Source organism: Streptomyces spinoverrucosus (assembly GCF_006539505.1).
In the GTDB taxonomy this organism is placed as follows: Bacteria; Actinomycetota; Actinomycetes; order Streptomycetales; family Streptomycetaceae; genus Streptomyces; species Streptomyces spinoverrucosus.
Genome location: NZ_BJND01000023.1, coordinates 149,347 through 167,544, shown reverse-complemented (window position 1 = coordinate 167,544; position 18,198 = coordinate 149,347). Strand labels below are relative to the sequence as shown.

The following is an 18,198-nucleotide window of genomic DNA, read 5'->3' as shown; positions in this document are numbered from 1 at the left end:
TCATCCCCGCCCCGTGCTCCGACCGGTGGTCCATGCCCGCGTGAGCCGTTCGACGATGTCCAGACGGTCCCGTGCCAACTGCGCGCTCTCCGGGTCGCCCAGCGCGTCGGCGAGCACCCGCACGGTTCGCCAGACACCGGCGCGCAGCGGCAACTCCTCGCCCACGGCCCGGAATTCCGCCAGCGCGGGGCCCGGCCCGTCCAGGCGCAGGGTGGCGCGGGCCGCCAGGACGCGCGCGTGCATCGCGAGGGTGTCGCGCGGGTCCAGCGCGATGGCCTCGCGCAGCCGGTCCCGAGCGGCGCGTTGGTCGCCTCGCGCGTAGTGCGCCGCGCCGATCTTGTACGCCAGCCAGCTGGACCGGTACCCCTGGGCGGCCGCCTGCTCGTAGCACTCCTGGGCCTGCTCGGGGCTTGCGGAGGCATGCGCCAGGCCCTGCAGGGCCACCGTCACTCCCGGCGCAGGATCCGCCGCGCCGGGCTCGTCGCGTTCGTCCAGGGCCGGAGGCCCGGCGCCTTGGTGGACGCGCAGCATCAGGTCCTCCGGCCACGGAGTGGCGGGCAGGAAGGAGGACTCGCGGGCCCGCAGTCCCAGCCGCCCCGCGACATCCGGGCCCACCCCGCGGAACTCGCCGGGCAGGAATCCGGACCGGGTCGACCACGTCATCGCGGACAGCTCGCCCCCGCAGGCCGCGACCAGGTCGGCCAGGTCGTCCACGGAGTGGTCGGGCACGCCGTGCTCGTCCACCAGCCAGTCAAGGTCGATGTCGGTGCTGACGTCGCCGGTCACGTGCCGGTCCAGGTGACGGGTGAGGAGATCGGGCGGTACGACCGACAGCCGTACGCCGCACAGTGTCACCGCCAGGCAGCAGTCGCCGGTCTGCGGATCGGTCGGCGCGCCGCCGGTGGCGATGAGGGAGACGCAGCCCACCGCCCGGCTCTCCCAGCCCTCGTACGAGGTCCAACTGGGTACCCACACCAGGTCGGTGAGGCCGGCGGCGAGGGCGGCGGCGGACCAGAAGTCGTCGAGCCCGAAGGCGCCGGGCACACCGCGCACCGGCAGCCGGCGCAGCAACTCCGCCGGGGACGTTCCCGTACGCGCCGCGGCGCGCAGGGCCTCCTCGCCGCCGGGGGCGAGGGGCTTGAGGTCCAGGTGGCGGTCGAAGCAGACGACGGTGCGGCCGCGGTAGGGGCTCTGCGGCCACAGCGCCGCGACCTCTCCGTGTTCCTCGAACAGGTCAACGTGTCCCGGCATCGCGCGCCCTCTCCGGGAACGGCGCGTCGAGCGCCGGTACGGGCGGTGGCATCGGGGGTGCCTCGGGCGCCTCGAGGGGCAGCACCGGCTCCGGCATCGGCACCGGCTTCGGCTCACGCTCGGATGAGAAGCGGCGCGCGTCCGGGCTGAGCGCCGCGACGGCGGTGGTCACCAGGACGAGGACGGCCGCCCACAGCATGATCGTCCGGGCGTCGGCCAAGCGGAGCAGCACCGCGCCGAGCAACTGGCCGAGGGGCAGTGAGGCGAAGGAGAAGAAGAAGTCGGCGGAGAACGCCCGGCCGTGCAACTGCTCGGGCACCTCCCGGCGCAGCCCGGCCATCTTGACGACGTCGAACGCCTGCTGGCCGATGCCGCCCGCGACGAACGCGGCCGTCAGCAGCAGCACCGATCCGGTCGCCACGGGCGCCAGCACGGTCACGCCGAACAGGCCGAGCATCGCCAGCGCGTACAGTCCCCGGTGCCGGCCGGTGATGCGCCCGCCCACCAGCGCGCCGGCGACGGTGCCGGCCGCGAAGGCGCCGAGCACGAAGCCGTAGACGGTGACGCTGTGTCCCGCTTCGAGCAGGAACACCGGCAGGGCAACCATCCAAGGTCCGACGGCGAGCAGGACGTGGACGACGGCGAGGAGCTGCACATACCGCAGCCACCGCACACGCCACAGCACAGCGAGCCCGCCGAGGGCGGAGCGCAGCAGCGATTCCTCGGACTCTTCGGACTCTTCGGACTCTTCGGGTGCGCCGGTGGCGGGTTCGGCGGGGTCGGCCTTCGCAGGGCTGTCGGCCGCGGGGCCGCGCGCCGCGGGGCCATCCACAACAGGACCGTCCGCCGCAGGGCCATCCACCACAGGACCGTCCACCACAGGACCGCCCGCCACAGGACCGTCCGCCGCAGGGCGCGCCGCGTAGCGGGCGCCCGCCCAGCGGGTCGCGGCCGCGGACAGGCCGAAAGCCGCGGCGGCGACGACGGCTCCCGCGGAGAAGCCGAGTACGGCGACGAGCGTGGCCGCCAGGGTGGGACCGACGATGCCGGAGGTGTTGCGCATGCCTTCGAGGAGGCCGTACGCGGCGGTGACTCCCGCTTCCTCGCCGGCGGGGTCGTCGGTCCTGCCGCCGTCCGTGTCCTTGCGCAGGACACGCGGGGTGATCAGCAGCAGGGCCGGTTCGCTCACCGCTTCGCACAGACCGATGAGGACGGCGACGGCGAGGACGACGGTGTCCAGCCGGCCGTCCCAGAAGAGGGCCAGCCCGATGAGCGCGAAGAGACGGGTGGCATCCGCGGTGACCGCCGGGATGACGGGGTTGACGCGGTCGAGGAGCGCGCCGGTGAAGAGGACGACACCGCCGAGTGCGAGAAAGCGTGCGGCGAATACCGCGCCGATGGTCTCCGCTGTCGTCCCCGACTGCGTCGCGGCCACCACGACAATGATCGGGAAGAATGCGTCACCGAGCAGAGAAACGGCCTGCGCCAGACAAAGTCCAGCGAAGCGCCGATTTCGAAGCAGCCGAAGATAAATTCTCACCGGAAGGTGCGAGACCTTTCTTGAGAAGCCTGCCGCCGGGGCTCTCGCCGGCCGGCGGCACGCCTGCGTCAGCCCTTCAGGTCAGGCCTCAAGACACTGCCTTGAAGCGGAACGCGTGGAACGCGACGCTCTCCTCCAGGTCCTCGGCCTCCAGAACTTCCAGGCTGTCGAGGTCTTCGATTTCATCGAGGATGGTCTGCTCGTTGTGCGACTCGCCCATAATTCCTCCTGAAAAGGAAGGGGGCGCGGCAGGCTGATTCCCGCGGCGCTGGAAGAGATGCTAACGGCGCCGTTCTCCGCCTTGAACATGCCGTATGCACTTTGACCGAAAGGGCGCTTCGAACAGGGAATCCACTACGGCTCCGAATCAGGCGCGGAGCTGGCAGAATCCGGTGAACGGAAGGGGAATTTCAGGATCCGTAATGATGCGCGTGGCTCGTTCCGCACCCGCAGAGAATCGCGGCACCGCCGGTCGGCCGTCCCGTCAGCCGCCGTGTCCCGTCAGCCGGTCTGAGGAACCGTCGGCCGCATCAGTGCCCGCGCGTCCACGTCGTCGACGGCCAGACGGGCAAGGACGTCCTCCACCGTCGCACTGGCCTCGCGGAACAGCGCCCGCCCCGACGGCGTGAGCTGGACCAGGGAGCCCCGGCCGTCCCCGGGGGAGGGTTTGCGGGCCGCATAGCCGGCGTCGACCATCTGCGTCAGCAGCCGCGAGACCTGCGGCTGGCTCCGCGAGGACCGGGAGCTGAGCTCTCCCGAGCGGATCCAACCGCGCTCGCGCCACATCACGTCCATGACTTCGTAGGCGCTCACACAGAGGTTGTGCCGGTCCGACAGAGCCCGCTCGACCGCCTGGTTCATGCGCGCGGTGACGCGTACGCAGGACAGCCACTGGTCACGAAGGTCCGAGGTGGAGACGGAACGACAGCAGGCACCGCGCCCTGGACTCCGATGGGCGTCGTAGGCGTGGCCCAGTTGATGGTCATGCTGGACTCGACGGTGGTGAACGTGGCGCTGCCGTCGATCGGTGCCGAGCTACCGGCGGGGCCGTCGGCACTGCAGTGGACGATCAGCGCCAATGTGCTCATGTACGGCAGTCTCCTGCTGTTCGGAGGCCGCGTCGCCGACGTGCTGGGCCGACGGCGGTCATTCCGCCTGGGTGCCGCGCTGCTGTCGGCCGCGGCCCTGTCGATCGTCCTGGCCGTCTACCAGATCCCCCAGCAACGCAAGATCGCCCTCACCGTTTGGAGCGGTCTGGGCGTACTCGGCGCGACCATCGGGGTGGTACTGGGCGGGCTCATGGTGACGGCGATCAGCTGGCGCTGGGCGTTCCTGATCAACATCCCCGTGGGTGTCGCCGCCTTCGTCGGCGCGCTGCGCACCCTGCCGGCCCTGTCCGCGACGACCGCCCGTCCCCTGCGCATCCCCACGGCGGCCCTGGCCACCGCGGGCCTCGCAGGCCTGTCCTACGGCCTGATCCGGCTCCAGGACGGGATGACCACCCCCGCCGCCTGGATCAGCATCGGCGTGGCCGCGGTGCTGCTCACCACGCTGACCATGGTGGAACTGTCCGAGAACGACCCCCTGCTGCCCCTGCACCTGCTGCGCATCCCGACCTACTGGCTCGCCAGCGTCGGCCTGCTGCTCGCCGCCGCGGTGATGATCAGCAGCTCCTGTCTGGCCAGCATCTACTTCCAGCAGGTGCACGACATGAGCGCGCTGGCCGCCGGCCTGTCGCTGCTGCCGATGGGCCTGGCCTCGCTGGTCGTGGCCCTGGTCGTGCCCAAGCTCGTCACCGCACTCGGCCCCGGCGGCCTCTACCTCTGCGGAGTCGTCGCCCAGCTGATCGGCGCGGGCGTGCTCGCGACCGGGACCTCCAGCGTGGCGGTGACCATCCTCGCGCTGGCGCTGATCGGCGCCGGCCTGCCCAGCTGCTTCGTCCCGCTGTACGGGATCGGCAGCTCCCATGTGCGGCTGCAGGAATCCGGTGTCGGATCGGTCCTGCTCAACACGTTCAACCAGACCGGGGCCGCGCTGGGGATCGCCGTCATCGGCACCGTCCTGGCAACCACCACCCGCGGCGAGATCTCCGCCGGGGCATCCGCCCCGGACGCGACGACGACCGGTGTCGGCCACGGCTTCCTCGCCCTGGCCGTGTGCGCCGCCGTCGCCCTCGTCGTGGCACTGATCCTTCGGCACCTGACCCGCTCCCCCCAGCCGGACACCCGGCAGCCACAGTCCTGAAAGGGAACCACCCGTGACCTCCGTCACTCCACCTGTGCCCCCGGGCCATGGGCTCGAACGAGGCGTGTCAGGCGACGTGCAGGACATCGGCGTGGACCGCCGGCCCCAGCAGACCGGCCGCGGCGGCCGGCGGATCGACGACCACGGTCGGTGGCGCGAAATGCGTGCCCGCGATTTCGCTGCTCACAGCGGCCATGCCGTCAGCAGATCGTCGGGGCCGTAGGCGGCGTCGAGTCCCGGACAGTCGACTCCGCTGCGCGAGACCGCCACGACCGGGACGGGTTCGGCGGTGAGCGCAGCTCGGTGGCGGTGGAGGGCTGCCAGGTCGTGCCGGTCGAAGGGTGATTGCTCCAGCCACTTGATGGAACCGACGAACAGCAGCTCCGTGGCGACGGGGGCGCGGTCTGCCCCGACGAGGTCGATCTCGATGTCGTTGGTGCGCGTCCAGTAGCCGCCCACCGCGGGGGCCGCGGGCAACCGGTCGTCGGGCAGTATCCGGGCGAGCGCCTCGCGGACGAGCGGCTCGACGGCCCTGCCGCGCCAGCTGGTCCAGTTCTCCCGAATCCGCGCCAAGGTCAAATCGCCCCGTCCCCGCTCGATCTCCTCCATGGCAGGGCCGAGAAGATGCAGCCAAAACCGCAGATACGGATCCGTCACCCGGTAGCGGCGGTCCTTCGACGCGCGCAGGGACACGGGCAATTCCCCGGCAACGATCCGCTTGTGCGTGAGCAGCTCCAGCGCTCGCTGCAGCGGCGTGGCGCCGATCCCGCCGGCCGCGCGGGCGATGTTGGTGAAGGTGCGCTCGCCACTGCCGATCGCCGCCAGCACCGCACGGGCCTGGGCCTGCGGCGGGAATTCCGCGGCCAGCGAGCGCTCGGCGGACACCAGCAATGCCGAGACCGGATCGTTCAGTGCCTCGCCGAGGAAGTCCCACAGTCCCGCGCCGTGCGGCCACTCTGCGCAGATCAGCGGCAGCCCGCCGGTGACCAACGCGGCGTCGAAGGCTTCGGCCGGATGCAGTCCCAGCATCCGCCCGACCTCGGCGGGGTTCAGCGGCCCGAGCACCATCTCCCGACCCCGCTGGTGGAAGGGGCGTCCGTAGCTGTTCAGCGCCTCCATCATCGACAGATCCGAGCCGATGAGGACCAGCAGCACGGGCTTGGTCTCCAGCGCCCGGTCCCAGGCCCGCTGCAGCATCCCCTCGAAGGCGCCATCGGCATCCATCAAGTACGGCACCTCGTCGATGACCAGCACGCTGGCCCGGTCGGCGGGCAGCGCCGCGGCCAGCACATCGAACGCCGCATCCCAGTTCTCCGGTCGCGCGGCGGCCACCAGCCGCGCCAGCGGCAGCGTCGACGCCTGGGCGTCCCGGGCCAGCCGCGCCAGATCATCCCCCGGCGATGCCCCGGTGGCCGCATAAAACAAGAACGGCGCCCCGGCACGCTCCACGAACCGCTCGACCAGCCGCGACTTCCCCACCCGGCGTCGCCCGCGCAGCATCACGCACCGACCGGGCCGTTCCCCGCCGACCCCCGCCGCCACCTTCTGCAGCTCTCGCTCCAGCGTCGCCAGCTCGTGCCGACGCCCGACGAAATCCACCACGTCCGCCGACCTCCACGCATCCCCAGCGTATGTCACTAACACCAACGTCAGTAACAATAATGTTAGCAACACGCCCGAGCAAGGCCCACCACGGGACCCGGGACCTCGACTGGACCGCGCCCTGGGAATACCTGGTCGAAGAGGCGCGTACCTGGTCCCTCCTCGAGGCCACCGAAGCCCCGTTCGGCGACAACATCTTCGTAGCCCCCACCTGGATCGACCGCGCCGACCTGCACCCCGGAGAGGTGGTGATCCCATGCCGTCCCAGCACCCAGAAGAGATCGGCTACGGCCATGTGATCGAGCGCTTCGTGACGAGGAAGGACTCGGATCATCCTCGCTACCTCGAACTGAACAGTGCGCGCGTCCTGCGGCCCGGGTGGCCACACGCCAAGCGCTTCGCCCGCCACCTGATCAACGACGCCGCCACGATCACCGACGCCGAGCTGGAGGCCCTCCTCTCCTACGAATGGCGCTCGCGCCTCACCGCCGCCTGGCTGATCGGTGTCGGTCGGCGCGAATCGTTCCGCGAGCGCATCGGCGACCTGCTCCTGGCCAGCGAGAACTGCTTCTCCAGCGGCGCCTACTGCTTCGCCCTGGCCCGCTTCGGCACGCACGCCGACGCCGAGATCCTCACTGCCTACCTCGACCGCTACCTCCCCCCACCGACCTCCGCTACGACCAGCCCCGCCGCCCTCGGCGCCGTCCTCCGCGACCTCCCCGCCTACACACCCGAGGAGCAGCGCCGCTGGACCGACCTACGCTGCGACTTCGCCAACGGCTGGACAGGCAGCGGTCGCTGACCCACCGCGCGATCCTCCGGCTGATCGACCCTGCTGCACGAGGCCGGCGTCGCCGGGATCGTCCGGCCGTCCTGCCCCCGCCGCCACACAGTCGTGCGCATCGACAAGCCCCTGGACGGGCAGCGGGTCTTTCGCACCTGCATCAGCAGCGGCCACTGTGCCCGAACTGCCTGGTCAACGATCCAGCGAACCTGGAGACCTTGCGGCACCTCCCGCTCCACGGGGCGACCGTGGTGCCCGGCCAGTCAGCGCCGCACACCATCATGCGCTCGCCACCGAGATCCCCGCCGCGATCCTCGCCCGCACCCAGCACCCAGCACGGAAAAGACATACGTGACCATCGATGATCAGCGCCGCTTGAGAAGCAGTGACTGCGTCTTCCATCGGCAGTGACAGCGTCAACGGACCGACATCATCGCTGGATCGCCCAGCTCGTTGATGAGGCGCCGGTATGTTTCGAAGGCCGGCTTGGGGGTGTAGTCGTCGCGCAGAAGACCGAAGTGATGGAAGAGCCCCTCGGCGGTGCTGTCGGCGTCTCGCAGGGCGAAGAACGAGTACCCGTCGATGTTCAGGTCGGCGGCGAGGGCGGACACGGTCCGCACGACGGCTTCGAGAACGGCGGCCTGTCGCTGCTCGCTGCGGCCGGGGCCGGTGGGCCAGCCGTTCTCGCAGATACGGATCGCGACGCTGTCGGGAATGCCGGCCTTTGGCAGATCGGTGCGCCGGAACGCGGTGAGGACCGCAGTGACCGCTTCCGTCAACTGCTCGGCGGCAATGGGACGGAACACGTCCGGGAAGAAGTCCAGGCCGACGTAGTCCAGGTCCTGCCGGAAGCGGTCGTCGGCCAGGGCGCCGAGCTCGGCCCAGAAGGTGTCGGCCGGATTGAACGTCGGCACGGCGTTGAAGCCGACCGCCAGGTTGAGGCCCAGGGCCCGGGCCTCCTGCTTGGCCGCGACAACCCCCTTGCCAAGCGCGTTCAGGACGTTGGGGATGCTGCCGTCGACTGCGGGCAGGTCGGCGTTGGGCTCTTCGCAGATCTGGACGGATGCCAGGTGCGGCCCACCGGCGCGGACGGCCTCGCGGATGAAGTCCAGCCACCCGTCCAGCTCGCCGGACGGCTCGCGGAACTGCAGCACGAGGTCGAGCTTGCGGCCCCGGTGGAGATACGACTGAGGGTCGGCGGGCGTGGGCGGTTCCAGCGGCGTCACGGTGGCGGCGAACGAGTGATAGGCACGCACCGACAGGCTGGCCCTGTCCCCCTGGAGCGCGTCAAGCGCCTCGATGATGCGGTCCGGCAGATCCGGGCGGCGCGGGTGGACGATGCCCTGGTCGTCGCCGAGGATCCCACCGGGATAGATGCCGAACTGCAAGGTCATGCTCACTCCCCCAGAACTTTGGCGTCACTCCAAATTTGGAGTGACACTATCATCTGGGACATGGGCCTTCGAGAGACCAAGAAGCAGCAGACCCGCACGGCGATCGCCGACGCGGCCCTGCCACTCTTCCTGAAGCACGGCTTCGACCGGGTCACGGTGGCCGAGGTGGCACGACACGCCGGCGTCTCCACCAACACCGTGTTCAACTACTTCCCCACCAAGGAAGACCTCTTCTTCGACCGCCAGGCAGAAGTAGAGGGCCACCTCGCCGCCCTGGTACGCAACCGCGCACCCGGCACCTGCCCAGTGGAGACCATCCGCGACGACCTCCTGACCGCCCTGCGACACGACGACCCCGCACTGGGGCTCCACCCCGACGCACCCCGGTTCTGGCAGGTCATCCACGACAGCGCCGCACTGCGTGCACGCGAACGCGAGATCAGCGAACGCGCCGAGACTGCCCTGACGGCCGCTCTGGCCGAACATCCGCCGAACATCGCCAACGGGCCGAACCAGGCCGACCACCCGGTGCTCGCACTTCTCGCAGGTGCCATCGCCGGCACACACCAGGCAGCCCTGCGCGAACTGCAACGACGCATCCTGTCCGGCGAAACACCCGCGGACGCCCGCGACAGCGTCGCCACAGCCGCAGCCCAGGCATTCAACATGCTCTGCTTCGGACTCCACGCAGATGCTGACCAGACATCGCAGGAGCTACGGCTCCTTCAGTAACCCTGCCGCCCCGCCAAGGCACTCGGAGCGAAAGGCCGCCCGACCCGCTCCGTCGCAGGTCGGACGGCCTTTCGCCGAACGTATTAGACGTTGAAGCGGAACTCCACCACATCCCCGTCCTGCATCACATAGTCCTTGCCCTCCATCCGCGCCTTCCCCTTCGCGCGGGCCTCCGCCACCGACCCCGCCTCCACCAGGTCGCCGAAGGAGATGACCTCGGCCTTGATGAAGCCCTTCTGGAAGTCGGTGTGGATGACGCCGGCGGCCTCGGGAGCCGTGGCGCCCTTCTTGATCGTCCAGGCGCGGGATTCCTTGGGGCCGGCCGTGAGGTAGGTCTGCAGGCCGAGGGTGTTGAAGCCGACGCGGGCGAGGGTGGCCAGGCCGGGCTCGGTCGCGCCGACCGACTCCAGCAGTTCCATGGCGTCCTCCTCGTCGAGCTCGGCGAGGTCCGCCTCCAGCTTGGCGTTGAGGAAGATCGCCTCGGCGGGGGCGACCAGCGCGCGCTGGTCGTTCTTGAAGTCCTCGTCGATCAGTTCATCCTCATCGACATTGAAGACGTAAAGGAAGGGCTTCGTCGTCAGCAGGTGCAGGTCGTGCAGGAGCTCGGCGCGCTCGCTGCCCTGGACGATGCCGTGCGCGAAGAGCGTGTCGCCCTTCTCCAGGATCTCCTGGGCCTCCTCGACCGCCTTGACCTTCGGCGCCACGTCCTTCTTGATCCGTGACTCCTTCTGGAGGCGCGGCAGCACCTTCTCGATCGTCTGCAGGTCGGCCAGGATCAGCTCGGTGTTGATCGTCTCGATGTCGTCCTTCGGCGAGACCTTGCCGTCGACGTGGACGACGTTCTCGTCCTTGAACGCGCGGATGACCTGGCAGATCGCGTCGGACTCGCGGATGTTCGCCAGGAACTTGTTGCCCAGGCCCTCGCCCTGGCTCGCGCCGCGTACCAGACCCGCGATGTCGACGAACTCCACGGTCGCCGGGACGGTCCGTTCGGACGTGAAGATCCCGGCGAGCTGGTTCAGGCGCGCGTCGGGCACACCGACCACGCCCACGTGCGGCTCGATCGTGGCGAACGGGTAGTTGGCCGCCAGCACGTCGTTCTTGGTCAGGGCGTTGAACAGGGTCGACTTGCCGACATTCGGCAGACCGACGATTCCGATCGTGAGCGACACGTTGCGACTTCCCGTACGTGAGAGGGGCTGGGGCCGGTGGGCCGGGGACGGCCAGGAGCCAGGAGGTCTGGCCGGCCGATCCACCAGTTTACGGGGTGCCGGACTCCGCCCGGGCGCCCAGTCGAACGCTTGGCCAAGCTCTGCCCAACGGCGTGTCGGACGGGCTATTCGGCACATTAAACGACCTAAGTTAGGCCAGTGGAGCAACACAGGCCGCGATCTCCTCAGCACGGACCGCGACGCGGAACCTCACCGCCGACGCCCCTGCCCCCGCAGGCACGGCGCGGCGGCGGTAGCGATAGCGGTCGCGGTGGTTCTTCGCCGCGCCCGGCCAAGCCCGCCGCGGCGCGGCCCGAACGCCGTCCCGCCGGTGCGGCCCGGACCCCGGCGGCGGTACGGCGTCCTGCCCCGCCGATCGTCCAGACGTTGCGCCGGATGCCCAACCCGCGGCTCACCGGGCTCGGCTGCGGCCTGTTCTGCGGGGCGGTGATGCTGACGTTCGGCTTTCTCGACTCGCTGCTGTTCGGGTCGTCGCTCGTCGTGTACGGCGTGCTGTTCCTGCCGGTGTGCGTGCTGGCGGCGGTGTGGGTGCGGGGGGTTGATCTGGTGACGGTGCCGGTAGTGGTGCCGATCGCCTTCGCGCTGGGGCTGGTGTTCGTCGCCGACAGGGGGGAGGGGCTGAGCGGGCGGGCCGTGGGACTGTTCACCGCGCTGGCCACGCAGGCGGGGTGGTTGTACGGGGGGACTCTCGTCGCCGGGTCGATCGTCACCGTGCGTAAGGTCCAGCTGATGCGGCGGCGGGTGGCGCGGAACCGCCCGCCGGTGTGAGCCTGCGTCCCGGCGCGGACCTATCCCCCGTTCGCCGCTCTCATCGCCGCCCCCACGATCCCCGCGTTGTTCTGCAGCTCCGCCGGGACGATCTCCGCCTTGATGCCCTCCAGGTACGGCAGGAACTTGTGCGCCTTGCGGCTCACGCCGCCGCCGATGATGAAGAGCTCGGGCGAGAACAGCATCTCGACGTGCGCGAGGTACTGCCGGACGCGGTGTGCCCAGTCCTCCCACGACATGTCGTGGTCCTCCTTGACCTTGCTGGAGGCCCGCTTCTCGGCGTCGTGCCCGTGCAGTTCGAGATGGCCCAGCTCGCTGTTGGGCACGAGAACGCCGTCGGTGAAGACGGCACTGCCGATGCCGGTGCCGAAGGTCAGCATGATGACCGTGCCCTTGCGGTCGCGCCCGGCGCCGAAGGCCATCTCGGCGACGCCCGCCGCGTCGGCGTCGTTCACCACGGTCACCGGAACGCCGCCCAGGCGGTCACCCAGCAGCAGGCTCGCGTCCGTGTCGATCCAGGCCTTGTCGACGTTCGCCGCCGTACGGATCATGGCGCCGCCCGTGACGACACCCGGGAACGTCGCGCCGACCGGCCCGGTCCAGCCGAAGTGGTCGACGACCTCCTTGACCCCGTCGGCCACCGAGTCCGGCGTGGCCGGGTGGGGGGTCAGCACCTTGAAACGTTCGTCCGCGAGGTCGCCCCTGTCGAGGTCCACAGGGGCGCCCTTGATCCCGGATCCACCGATGTCCACGCCGAAGATCTGCATGGCACCACGTTACGACGGCCCACCGACAGTCACGACGCCGGAGCCGTACCCGACCAACGCGCTACCGGCGCTCACCCCTCGGCGGAATCCCCCGCCTCCGTCCGCTGCGCGATCATCGCCGCCGCCTCCTCGCGCAGGTCGCGGCGGAGTTCCTTGGGCAGCGAGAAGGTGATGGACTCCTCGGCCGCCTTGACGATCTCGACGTCCTCGAAGCCGCGCTGGGACAGCCACTCCAGCACCTGCTCGACGAGCACCTCGGGAACGGAGGCGCCGGAGGTGACGCCGACCGTCGAGACACCCTCCAGCCAGTCCTCGTCGATCTCCTCGGCGAAGTCCACGAGGAAGGCCTCGCGGGCGCCGGCGAGCTTGGCGACCTCGACGAGCCGCTTGGAGTTGGAGGAGTTGCGGGAGCCGACGACGATCACCAGATCCGCCTCGGCGCCCATCTGCTTCACCGCGAGCTGGCGGTTCTGGGTGGCGTAGCAGATGTCGTCGCTGGGCGGCGAGATCAGCTGCGGGAACTTCTCCTTCAGGGCGTCGACGGTCTCCATGGTCTCGTCGACGGAGAGCGTGGTCTGGGACAGCCAGACGACCCTGGACGGGTCGCGGACCTCGACCTTCGCCACGTCGCCGGGGCCGTCGACGAGCTGGATGTGGTCGGGAGCCTCGCCGGAGGTGCCGATGACCTCCTCGTGGCCCTCGTGACCGATCAGGAGGATGTCGTAGTCCTCGCCCGCGAACCGGACGGCTTCCTTGTGGACCTTGGTGACCAGCGGGCAGGTCGCGTCGATGGTGGCCAGCTTGCCCTGCTCGGCCTCCTCGTGGACGACCGGGGCGACGCCGTGCGCGGAGAACATCACGATGTTGCCCGGGGGGACCTCCTCCGTCTGCTCGACGAAGATGGCGCCCTTCTTCTCCAGGGTCTGCACGACGTACTTGTTGTGGACGATCTCGTGCCGGACATAGATCGGAGCGCCGTACTGCTCCAGGGCTTTCTCGACGGCGATCACGGCGCGGTCCACACCCGCGCAGTAGCCCCGGGGGGCGGCGAGCAGGACACGGCGGCCAGTCGAAGCAGTCATGGCACCCATCGTAAGGCCGCGTTCGGGGGGTCAAAGATCGCGCCCTTGTGACGTTCCTGAGGAGACTGGACCGCGTACGCGACCGTCGGAGGCACCTGATGTCCGAACCCGGCACGGCGGCACCCACGGCGGACGAGCATCACCGGCTGCGGCGCACCCTGGGCTTTCGGGACCTGGTCGTCTACGGACTGCTGTTCATCGCCCCGATGGCCCCGGTCGGCGTGTTCGGCACTCTGGACGCCAGGTCGCACGGGGCGGTGGCCCTGGTACGTCGTTGCCACGGTGGCGATGGCGTTCACCGCGTTCAGCTACGCCCAGATGGTGCGGGTGGTCCCCCAGGCGGGCTCGGTGTTCGCGTACGCGCGCGTGGCGCTGGGCAAGGAGGCCGGGTTCATCGCCGGCTGGATGGTGATGCTGGACTATCTGCTGATCCCGGCGGTCGCCTATCTGTTCTCCGGCATCGCGATGGAGGCGCTGGTCCCGCAGGTCCCGCGCTGAGTGTGGACGGCGCTGGCGGTCGTGGTGACGACGCTGCTGAACCTGTGGGGCGTACGCGCGGCGGCCCGGGTCGGCTTCGCCGTCCTCGCCATGGAGATCGTGGTCCTGCTGGTCTTCGTCGTGTCGGCGATCGTCGTCCTCACGCGCGCGGGGGCCGAGCGGGGTGGCTGTCGCCGCTGTCGGGGGACGGCACACAGGCGTTCGCGGTGTCGGCGCTGTTCGGGGCCGTGTCGATCGCCGTGCTGTCGTATCTCGGTTTCGACGCGATCGCCACGTTCGCGGAGGAGATCACGGCAGGGTCGCGGCAGGTGGCGCGGGCGGTGCTGTTCTGCCTCGGCCTCGCCGGGGTGCTGTTCATCGCGCAGACCTACTTGGTGGCCCTGCTGCAACCGACGTCCTCCGCGGAGCTGGCCGCCGAGCCCGCCAAGCAGGGATCGGCCTTCTACGACGCCGTGGACGCGTCCGTGGGGACGTGGCTGCACGATCTGGTGGCCGCGAGCAAGGCGATCGGCGCTGCGTTCGCGGCGCTCGCCGGGCAGGCGGCGGCCGGGCGGCTGCTGTTCGCGATGGGACGGGACCGGCGGCTGCCACGGGCGCTGTCCCGGACGGACTCCGGAGTGCCGCGGGTGGCGCTGCTGTGCGCGGCGTTGATCACGATGGTCGCGGGGGTGTGGGCGGCTCGGCGGGACGACGGCCTGGACCAGCTGGTGTCGGTCGTCGACATCGGTGCCCTGACGGCCTTCACCCTGCTGCACGCGAGCGTGGTGGGGTGGTTCGCGCTGCGGCGGCGGGGCGGCGCGGTGAGCTGGTGGCGGCATGTGCTGGTGCCGGTGCTGGGGGCGGTGATCACGATCGCGGTGATCGTCGAGGCGTCGCGGGACGCGCAGGTGGTGGGGGCGGTGTAGTTGCTGATCGGTGTAGTGGTGCTGGTGGCGCAGGCCTGCAGGAAGAGCCCCTCCGGCGTCTGAGGTCGGGCCGGGATGTCGGTGCCGCCCATTACGCTCGCGGCATGGCAGTCAACACGTCCCCGGAATCCCCCCTGCCCGTCGGTGAGGTGTCGCGGCTCATCGGGGGCTGGATCGACCGGCTCGGGGCGGTCTGGGTCGAGGGGCAGATCACGCAGTTGTCGCGGCGGCCGGGCGCGGGCGTGGTGTTCCTGACGCTGCGGGACCCGTCGTACGACATCTCGGTGAGCGTCACCTGCTACCGGCAGGTGTTCGACGCGGTCGCCGACGTGGTGAGCGAGGGCGCGCGGGTCGTCGTCCTGGCGAAGCCGGAGTGGTACGCGCCGCGGGGGCAGCTGTCGTTGCGGGCCGCCGAGATAAGGCCCGTGGGGGTCGGGGAGCTGCTGGCGCGGCTGGAGCAGCTGAAGAAGAAGCTGGCGGGCGAGGGGCTGTTCGCGCCGGAGCGGAAGCGGCCGCTGCCGTTCCTGCCGCAGCTGATCGGGCTGGTGTGCGGGCGGGCCTCGGCCGCGGAGCGGGACGTGCTGGAGAACGCCCGGCACCGCTGGCCGGCCGTGCGCTTCGAGGTGCGCAATGTCGCCGTGCAGGGCGTGCATGCCGTGCCGCAGGTCGTGCAGGCGGTGAAGGAGCTCGACGAGATCGACGACGTGGATGTGATCATCGTCGCGCGCGGCGGCGGGAGCGTGGAGGATCTCCTGCCCTTCTCCGACGAGCAGCTCGTCCGCGCGGTCGCCGCCTGCCGTACGCCCGTGGTGTCGGCCATCGGGCACGAGCCCGACAATCCCCTCCTGGACCACGTCGCCGACCTGCGGGCCTCCACGCCCACCGACGCCGCGAAGAAGGTCGTACCTGACGTGGGCGAGGAGTTCGAGCGGGTACGGCAGCTGCGGGACCGGGCGCGGCGGTGCATGGCGGCGTTCGTCGAGCGGGAGGAGCGCGGGTTGGCGCACGCGCTGGCGCGGCCCTCGATAGAGGACCCGCACCGGATGATCGACGAGCGTGCCGACCAGGTGGCGGCGCTGATCGAGCGCGGGCGGCGGTGCCTGGGGCACCACCTCGACCGGGCCGAGTCGGAGCTGACGCACACGCACGCGCGCGTGGTGGCCCTCTCACCGGCGGCGACCCTGAAGCGGGGGTACGCGGTGCTGCAGAAGGCCGACGGCCACGTGGTCCGCACACCGGACGAGGTGACGGCCGACGAGCGGCTGCGGGCGCGGGTGGCCGAGGGTGAGTTCTCCGTACGGGTCGATGTCTAGGGTGGGCGGATGAGCAGCAAGGTGGATGAGGCGCTGGGCTACGAGCAGGCGCGGGACGAGCTGATCGAGGTCGTACGGCGGCTGGAGGCGGGCGGTACGACGCTGGAGGAGTCCCTCGCGCTGTGGGAGCGCGGCGAGGAGCTGGCGAAGGTGTGCCGGCGGTGGCTGGAGGGCGCACGGGCCCGGCTGGACGCGGCGCTGGCCGAGGAGGCGGCGGAGGAGGCCGGCGAGGGCGACGCCGAGTAGTCACACCGACATGGAAGGGCCCGCGGCTGATGCCGGGGGCCGCTCATGTTGTTACGACTCAGGTGTTACGACGTCTTCAGCGCCTTCGCCATCGTCACCAGCTGCTCGAACGAGCCCGTGCCGGCCACCACCGTCGTCGTGCCCTTGGCGTCGTCGTCCTCCGCGAGGACGAGCGCGTCGTACCGGCCGCCGGTGTAGCGGATCCACGTACGGCCGCCGATCTCCTCGGTGACCTCCGTCTCGTCCGCGCCCTGGGTGGCGTCCTCGATGAACGGGATCCGCTTGTCCATGGACTGCTTCACGGTGACGTACTCGCCGTCGGGGGCGTGGAAGCCGAGGTGCCAGGTGTCGTGCTCCTGGCCGTCGAAGCGGACCGACGTCGCCTTCCAGGTCTGCGGCAGGCCCTCCGGCGCTGCCACCGGGTACGCGGCGGCACGGCGGGCCGTGAGCAGCTCGACCCGGTAGTCGACTCGGGGGATGTTGGGTTCCTTGTCGTCGTCGTGCGGGATGAAGAGGTACATGACCAATCCCGCCAGCACGATCAGGCCCAGGGAGAGAACCATGTCCCGGACCGTCTTCTGCTTGCCGTTCGTACCTGCCACGCGCCCTATCGTCGCAGGTGCCCCGGCTGCTCATCCGTGGGGGGCTCTGCTCATTCTGCCGATCTGAGGATAGAGTCGACGCCGAACCCTCATCCGGCCGTCGTCGTATCAGAAAGGTGCGCTCCGATGACCGAGCATCACTTGCCGTCCGAACTCGATGTCCCCTCCGAAGCCCCCGACCGCAACCTCGCCCTGGAACTCGTCCGGGTGACCGAAGCCGCGGCGATGGCCGCCGGCCGCTGGGTGGGGCGCGGTGACAAGAACGGGGCCGACGGTGCCGCGGTGCGCGCGATGCGCGCCCTCGTCTCCACCGTCTCCATGAACGGCGTCGTCGTCATCGGGGAGGGCGAGAAGGACGAGGCGCCGATGCTCTTCAACGGGGAGCAGGTCGGCGACGGGACCGGGCCCGAGTGCGACATCGCCGTCGACCCGATCGACGGTACGACCCTGACCGCGAAGGGCATGCCGAACGCGATCGCGGTGCTGGCGGCGGCGGAGCGGGGGTCGATGTTCGACCCGTCGGCCGTGTTCTACATGGACAAGCTGGTCACCGGGCCCGAGGCGGCGGACTTCGTCGACATCGACGCGCCGGTGTCGGTGAACATCCGGCGGGTCGCCAAGGCCAAGCGGGCCACGCCGGAGGATGTGACCGTCGTCATCCTCGACCGGCCCCGGCACGAGGGGCTGATCCAGGAGGTCCGGGAGACCGGGGCGCGCATCAAGCTGATCTCCGACGGGGATGTGGCGGGGTCGATCCTGGCGCTGCGCGAAGGCACGGGTATCGACCTGCTGCTGGGGATCGGGGGGACGCCGGAGGGGATCATCTCGGCCTGTGCCGTGAAGTGCCTCGGCGGGACCATTCAGGGCAAGCTGTGGCCCAAGGACGAGGAGGAGCGGCAGCGGGCGCTTGACGCCGGGCACGACCTCGACCGGGTGTTGACGACCGAGGATCTGGTGACCGGGGAGAACGTGTTCTTCGTGGCTACCGGGATCACGGATGGGGAGTTGCTGCGGGGGGTTCGGTATCGGTCGGAGACCGCTACTACGGACTCGATCGTGATGCGGTCCAAGTCGGGGACTGTGCGGAGGATTGATTCCGAGCATCGGCTGAGCAAGTTGCGGGCTTACAGCGCGATTGACTTTGATCGGGCGAAGTAGCGCCTGATCAACGGGGGGCTGTGGCGCGTCGGCGGCTGCGGGTTCGTGGTGGCTGGTCGCGCAGTTCCCCGCGCCCTGGA

The 18,198-nt window shown here is 70.3% G+C and carries 19 protein-coding genes and 1 pseudogene; 9 read left to right on the top strand and 11 right to left on the bottom strand.

The features are described from left to right. The 4 genes from SSP24_RS17385 to SSP24_RS17370 form a co-directional block, all read right to left on the bottom strand. Window positions 1–1,251, bottom strand: a complete 1,251-nt coding sequence (locus tag SSP24_RS17385; RefSeq protein ID WP_141310466.1) for a tetratricopeptide repeat protein — start codon at window positions 1,249–1,251, stop codon at window positions 1–3. Continuing rightward, window positions 1,235–2,686 carry an MFS transporter gene (locus SSP24_RS42865; RefSeq protein ID WP_167529611.1) on the bottom strand — a complete coding sequence of 484 codons (1,452 nt, stop codon included), beginning with the start codon at window positions 2,684–2,686 and terminating at the stop codon, window positions 1,235–1,237. Before SSP24_RS42865 ends, SSP24_RS17385 begins: the two co-directional genes overlap by 17 nt. Window positions 2,687–2,879: 193 nt before the next feature. Continuing rightward, entirely contained in the window at window positions 2,880–3,011 is a 132-nt protein-coding gene (locus SSP24_RS44930) for a hypothetical protein (protein ID WP_268255099.1), read from the bottom strand. A gap of 281 nt (window positions 3,012–3,292) precedes the next feature. Then, window positions 3,293–3,652, bottom strand: coding sequence for a MarR family winged helix-turn-helix transcriptional regulator (locus SSP24_RS17370; RefSeq protein WP_141310464.1), 360 nt, complete (start codon window positions 3,650–3,652; stop codon window positions 3,293–3,295). A 90-nt stretch (window positions 3,653–3,742) separates the two neighbouring features. On the opposite strand from SSP24_RS17370, the gene SSP24_RS17365 reads away from it, so the two are divergent. Next, complete coding sequence (locus SSP24_RS17365; RefSeq protein ID WP_141310463.1) at window positions 3,743–5,035, top strand: MFS transporter; 1,293 nt, start codon at window positions 3,743–3,745, stop codon at window positions 5,033–5,035. A gap of 67 nt (window positions 5,036–5,102) precedes the next feature. On the opposite strand, the gene SSP24_RS44925 is transcribed toward SSP24_RS17365, so the two are convergent. Together SSP24_RS44925 and SSP24_RS17360 are read right to left on the bottom strand one after the other, a co-directional pair. Next, complete coding sequence (locus tag SSP24_RS44925) at window positions 5,103–5,231, bottom strand: hypothetical protein (protein WP_268255100.1); 129 nt, start codon at window positions 5,229–5,231, stop codon at window positions 5,103–5,105. Beyond that, window positions 5,219–6,637 (bottom strand): ATP-binding protein, encoded by a 1,419-nt coding sequence (locus SSP24_RS17360; RefSeq protein ID WP_141310462.1) that lies wholly within the window; start codon window positions 6,635–6,637, stop codon window positions 5,219–5,221. Before SSP24_RS17360 ends, SSP24_RS44925 begins: the two co-directional genes overlap by 13 nt. A 59-nt stretch (window positions 6,638–6,696) precedes the next feature. Between SSP24_RS17360 and SSP24_RS17355 the strand changes: the two genes are divergently transcribed. Both SSP24_RS17355 and SSP24_RS43375 read left to right on the top strand, forming a co-directional pair. Continuing rightward, window positions 6,697–6,936: a hypothetical protein gene (locus SSP24_RS17355; protein ID WP_229865888.1), complete on the top strand. Its 240-nt coding sequence runs from the start codon at window positions 6,697–6,699 to the stop codon at window positions 6,934–6,936. Further along, window positions 6,894–7,439, top strand: coding sequence for a DUF6000 family protein (locus SSP24_RS43375; protein WP_174864666.1), 546 nt, complete (start codon window positions 6,894–6,896; stop codon window positions 7,437–7,439). Before SSP24_RS17355 ends, SSP24_RS43375 begins: the two co-directional genes overlap by 43 nt. Window positions 7,440–7,837: 398 nt before the next feature. Here SSP24_RS43375 and SSP24_RS17345 read toward each other — a convergent pair whose 3' ends face one another. Beyond that, window positions 7,838–8,815 (bottom strand): hypothetical protein, encoded by a 978-nt coding sequence (locus tag SSP24_RS17345; protein ID WP_141310461.1) that lies wholly within the window; start codon window positions 8,813–8,815, stop codon window positions 7,838–7,840. A gap of 60 nt (window positions 8,816–8,875) precedes the next feature. On the opposite strand from SSP24_RS17345, the gene SSP24_RS17340 reads away from it, so the two are divergent. Continuing rightward, window positions 8,876–9,547, top strand: a complete 672-nt coding sequence (locus tag SSP24_RS17340; protein WP_141310460.1) for a TetR/AcrR family transcriptional regulator — start codon at window positions 8,876–8,878, stop codon at window positions 9,545–9,547. 83 nt (window positions 9,548–9,630) lie between these two features. On the opposite strand, the gene ychF is transcribed toward SSP24_RS17340, so the two are convergent. Continuing rightward, window positions 9,631–10,719, bottom strand: a complete 1,089-nt coding sequence (gene ychF, locus SSP24_RS17335; protein ID WP_141310459.1) for a redox-regulated ATPase YchF — start codon at window positions 10,717–10,719, stop codon at window positions 9,631–9,633. Between the two features lie 198 nt (window positions 10,720–10,917). On the opposite strand from ychF, the gene SSP24_RS17330 reads away from it, so the two are divergent. After that, window positions 10,918–11,547, top strand: coding sequence for a DUF6542 domain-containing protein (locus SSP24_RS17330; RefSeq protein ID WP_141310458.1), 630 nt, complete (start codon window positions 10,918–10,920; stop codon window positions 11,545–11,547). Window positions 11,548–11,567: 20 nt separating this feature from the next. Here the strand turns inward: SSP24_RS17330 and ppgK are convergent, their stop codons facing one another. Together ppgK and SSP24_RS17320 are read right to left on the bottom strand one after the other, a co-directional pair. Then, window positions 11,568–12,314: a polyphosphate--glucose phosphotransferase gene (gene ppgK / locus SSP24_RS17325; RefSeq protein ID WP_141310457.1), complete on the bottom strand. Its 747-nt coding sequence runs from the start codon at window positions 12,312–12,314 to the stop codon at window positions 11,568–11,570. 71 nt (window positions 12,315–12,385) lie between these two features. Next, entirely contained in the window at window positions 12,386–13,405 is a 1,020-nt protein-coding gene (locus SSP24_RS17320; protein WP_141310456.1) for a 4-hydroxy-3-methylbut-2-enyl diphosphate reductase, read from the bottom strand. Between the two features lie 89 nt (window positions 13,406–13,494). Here SSP24_RS17320 and SSP24_RS17315 point away from each other — a divergent pair. The 3 genes and pseudogenes from SSP24_RS17315 to SSP24_RS17305 all read left to right on the top strand — a co-directional run bounded on the left by SSP24_RS17315 (window position 13,495) and on the right by SSP24_RS17305 (window position 16,358). Then, a pseudogene (locus SSP24_RS17315) lies at window positions 13,495–14,799 on the top strand (APC family permease). Window positions 14,800–14,903: 104 nt separating this feature from the next. Beyond that, a complete protein-coding gene (gene xseA / locus SSP24_RS17310; protein ID WP_141310455.1) occupies window positions 14,904–16,112 on the top strand; it encodes an exodeoxyribonuclease VII large subunit in 1,209 nt (402 codons plus the stop codon). Between the two features lie 9 nt (window positions 16,113–16,121). Next, window positions 16,122–16,358, top strand: coding sequence for an exodeoxyribonuclease VII small subunit (locus tag SSP24_RS17305; RefSeq protein ID WP_141310454.1), 237 nt, complete (start codon window positions 16,122–16,124; stop codon window positions 16,356–16,358). A gap of 65 nt (window positions 16,359–16,423) precedes the next feature. On the opposite strand, the gene SSP24_RS17300 is transcribed toward SSP24_RS17305, so the two are convergent. Beyond that, window positions 16,424–16,960 (bottom strand): DUF4245 domain-containing protein, encoded by a 537-nt coding sequence (locus SSP24_RS17300; RefSeq protein ID WP_141310453.1) that lies wholly within the window; start codon window positions 16,958–16,960, stop codon window positions 16,424–16,426. A 126-nt stretch (window positions 16,961–17,086) separates the two neighbouring features. On the opposite strand from SSP24_RS17300, the gene glpX reads away from it, so the two are divergent. Further along, entirely contained in the window at window positions 17,087–18,118 is a 1,032-nt protein-coding gene (gene glpX, locus SSP24_RS17295; protein WP_141310452.1) for a class II fructose-bisphosphatase, read from the top strand. Window positions 18,119–18,198: the final 80 nt, after the last annotated feature.

Excerpts from the sequence above, each read along its gene's own strand:
- SSP24_RS17385 (WP_141310466.1), bottom strand. The coding sequence starts at position 1,251 with ATGCCGGGACACGTTGACCTGTTCGAGGAACACGGAGAGGTCGCGGCG.
- SSP24_RS44930 (WP_268255099.1), bottom strand. The coding sequence starts at position 3,011 with ATGGGCGAGTCGCACAACGAGCAGACCATCCTCGATGAAATCGAAGAC.
- SSP24_RS17370 (WP_141310464.1), bottom strand. The coding sequence starts at position 3,652 with ATGAACCAGGCGGTCGAGCGGGCTCTGTCGGACCGGCACAACCTCTGT.
- SSP24_RS17365 (WP_141310463.1), top strand. The coding sequence starts at position 3,743 with ATGGGCGTCGTAGGCGTGGCCCAGTTGATGGTCATGCTGGACTCGACG.
- SSP24_RS44925 (WP_268255100.1), bottom strand. The coding sequence starts at position 5,231 with ATGGCCGCTGTGAGCAGCGAAATCGCGGGCACGCATTTCGCGCCACCG.
- SSP24_RS17355 (WP_229865888.1), top strand. The coding sequence starts at position 6,697 with ATGTTAGCAACACGCCCGAGCAAGGCCCACCACGGGACCCGGGACCTC.
- SSP24_RS43375 (WP_174864666.1), top strand. The coding sequence starts at position 6,894 with ATGCCGTCCCAGCACCCAGAAGAGATCGGCTACGGCCATGTGATCGAG.
- SSP24_RS17345 (WP_141310461.1), bottom strand. The coding sequence starts at position 8,815 with ATGACCTTGCAGTTCGGCATCTATCCCGGTGGGATCCTCGGCGACGAC.
- SSP24_RS17340 (WP_141310460.1), top strand. The coding sequence starts at position 8,876 with ATGGGCCTTCGAGAGACCAAGAAGCAGCAGACCCGCACGGCGATCGCC.
- ppgK (WP_141310457.1), bottom strand. The coding sequence starts at position 12,314 with ATGCAGATCTTCGGCGTGGACATCGGTGGATCCGGGATCAAGGGCGCC.
- SSP24_RS17320 (WP_141310456.1), bottom strand. The coding sequence starts at position 13,405 with ATGGGTGCCATGACTGCTTCGACTGGCCGCCGTGTCCTGCTCGCCGCC.
- xseA (WP_141310455.1), top strand. The coding sequence starts at position 14,904 with ATGGCAGTCAACACGTCCCCGGAATCCCCCCTGCCCGTCGGTGAGGTG.
- SSP24_RS17305 (WP_141310454.1), top strand. The coding sequence starts at position 16,122 with ATGAGCAGCAAGGTGGATGAGGCGCTGGGCTACGAGCAGGCGCGGGAC.
- glpX (WP_141310452.1), top strand. The coding sequence starts at position 17,087 with ATGACCGAGCATCACTTGCCGTCCGAACTCGATGTCCCCTCCGAAGCC.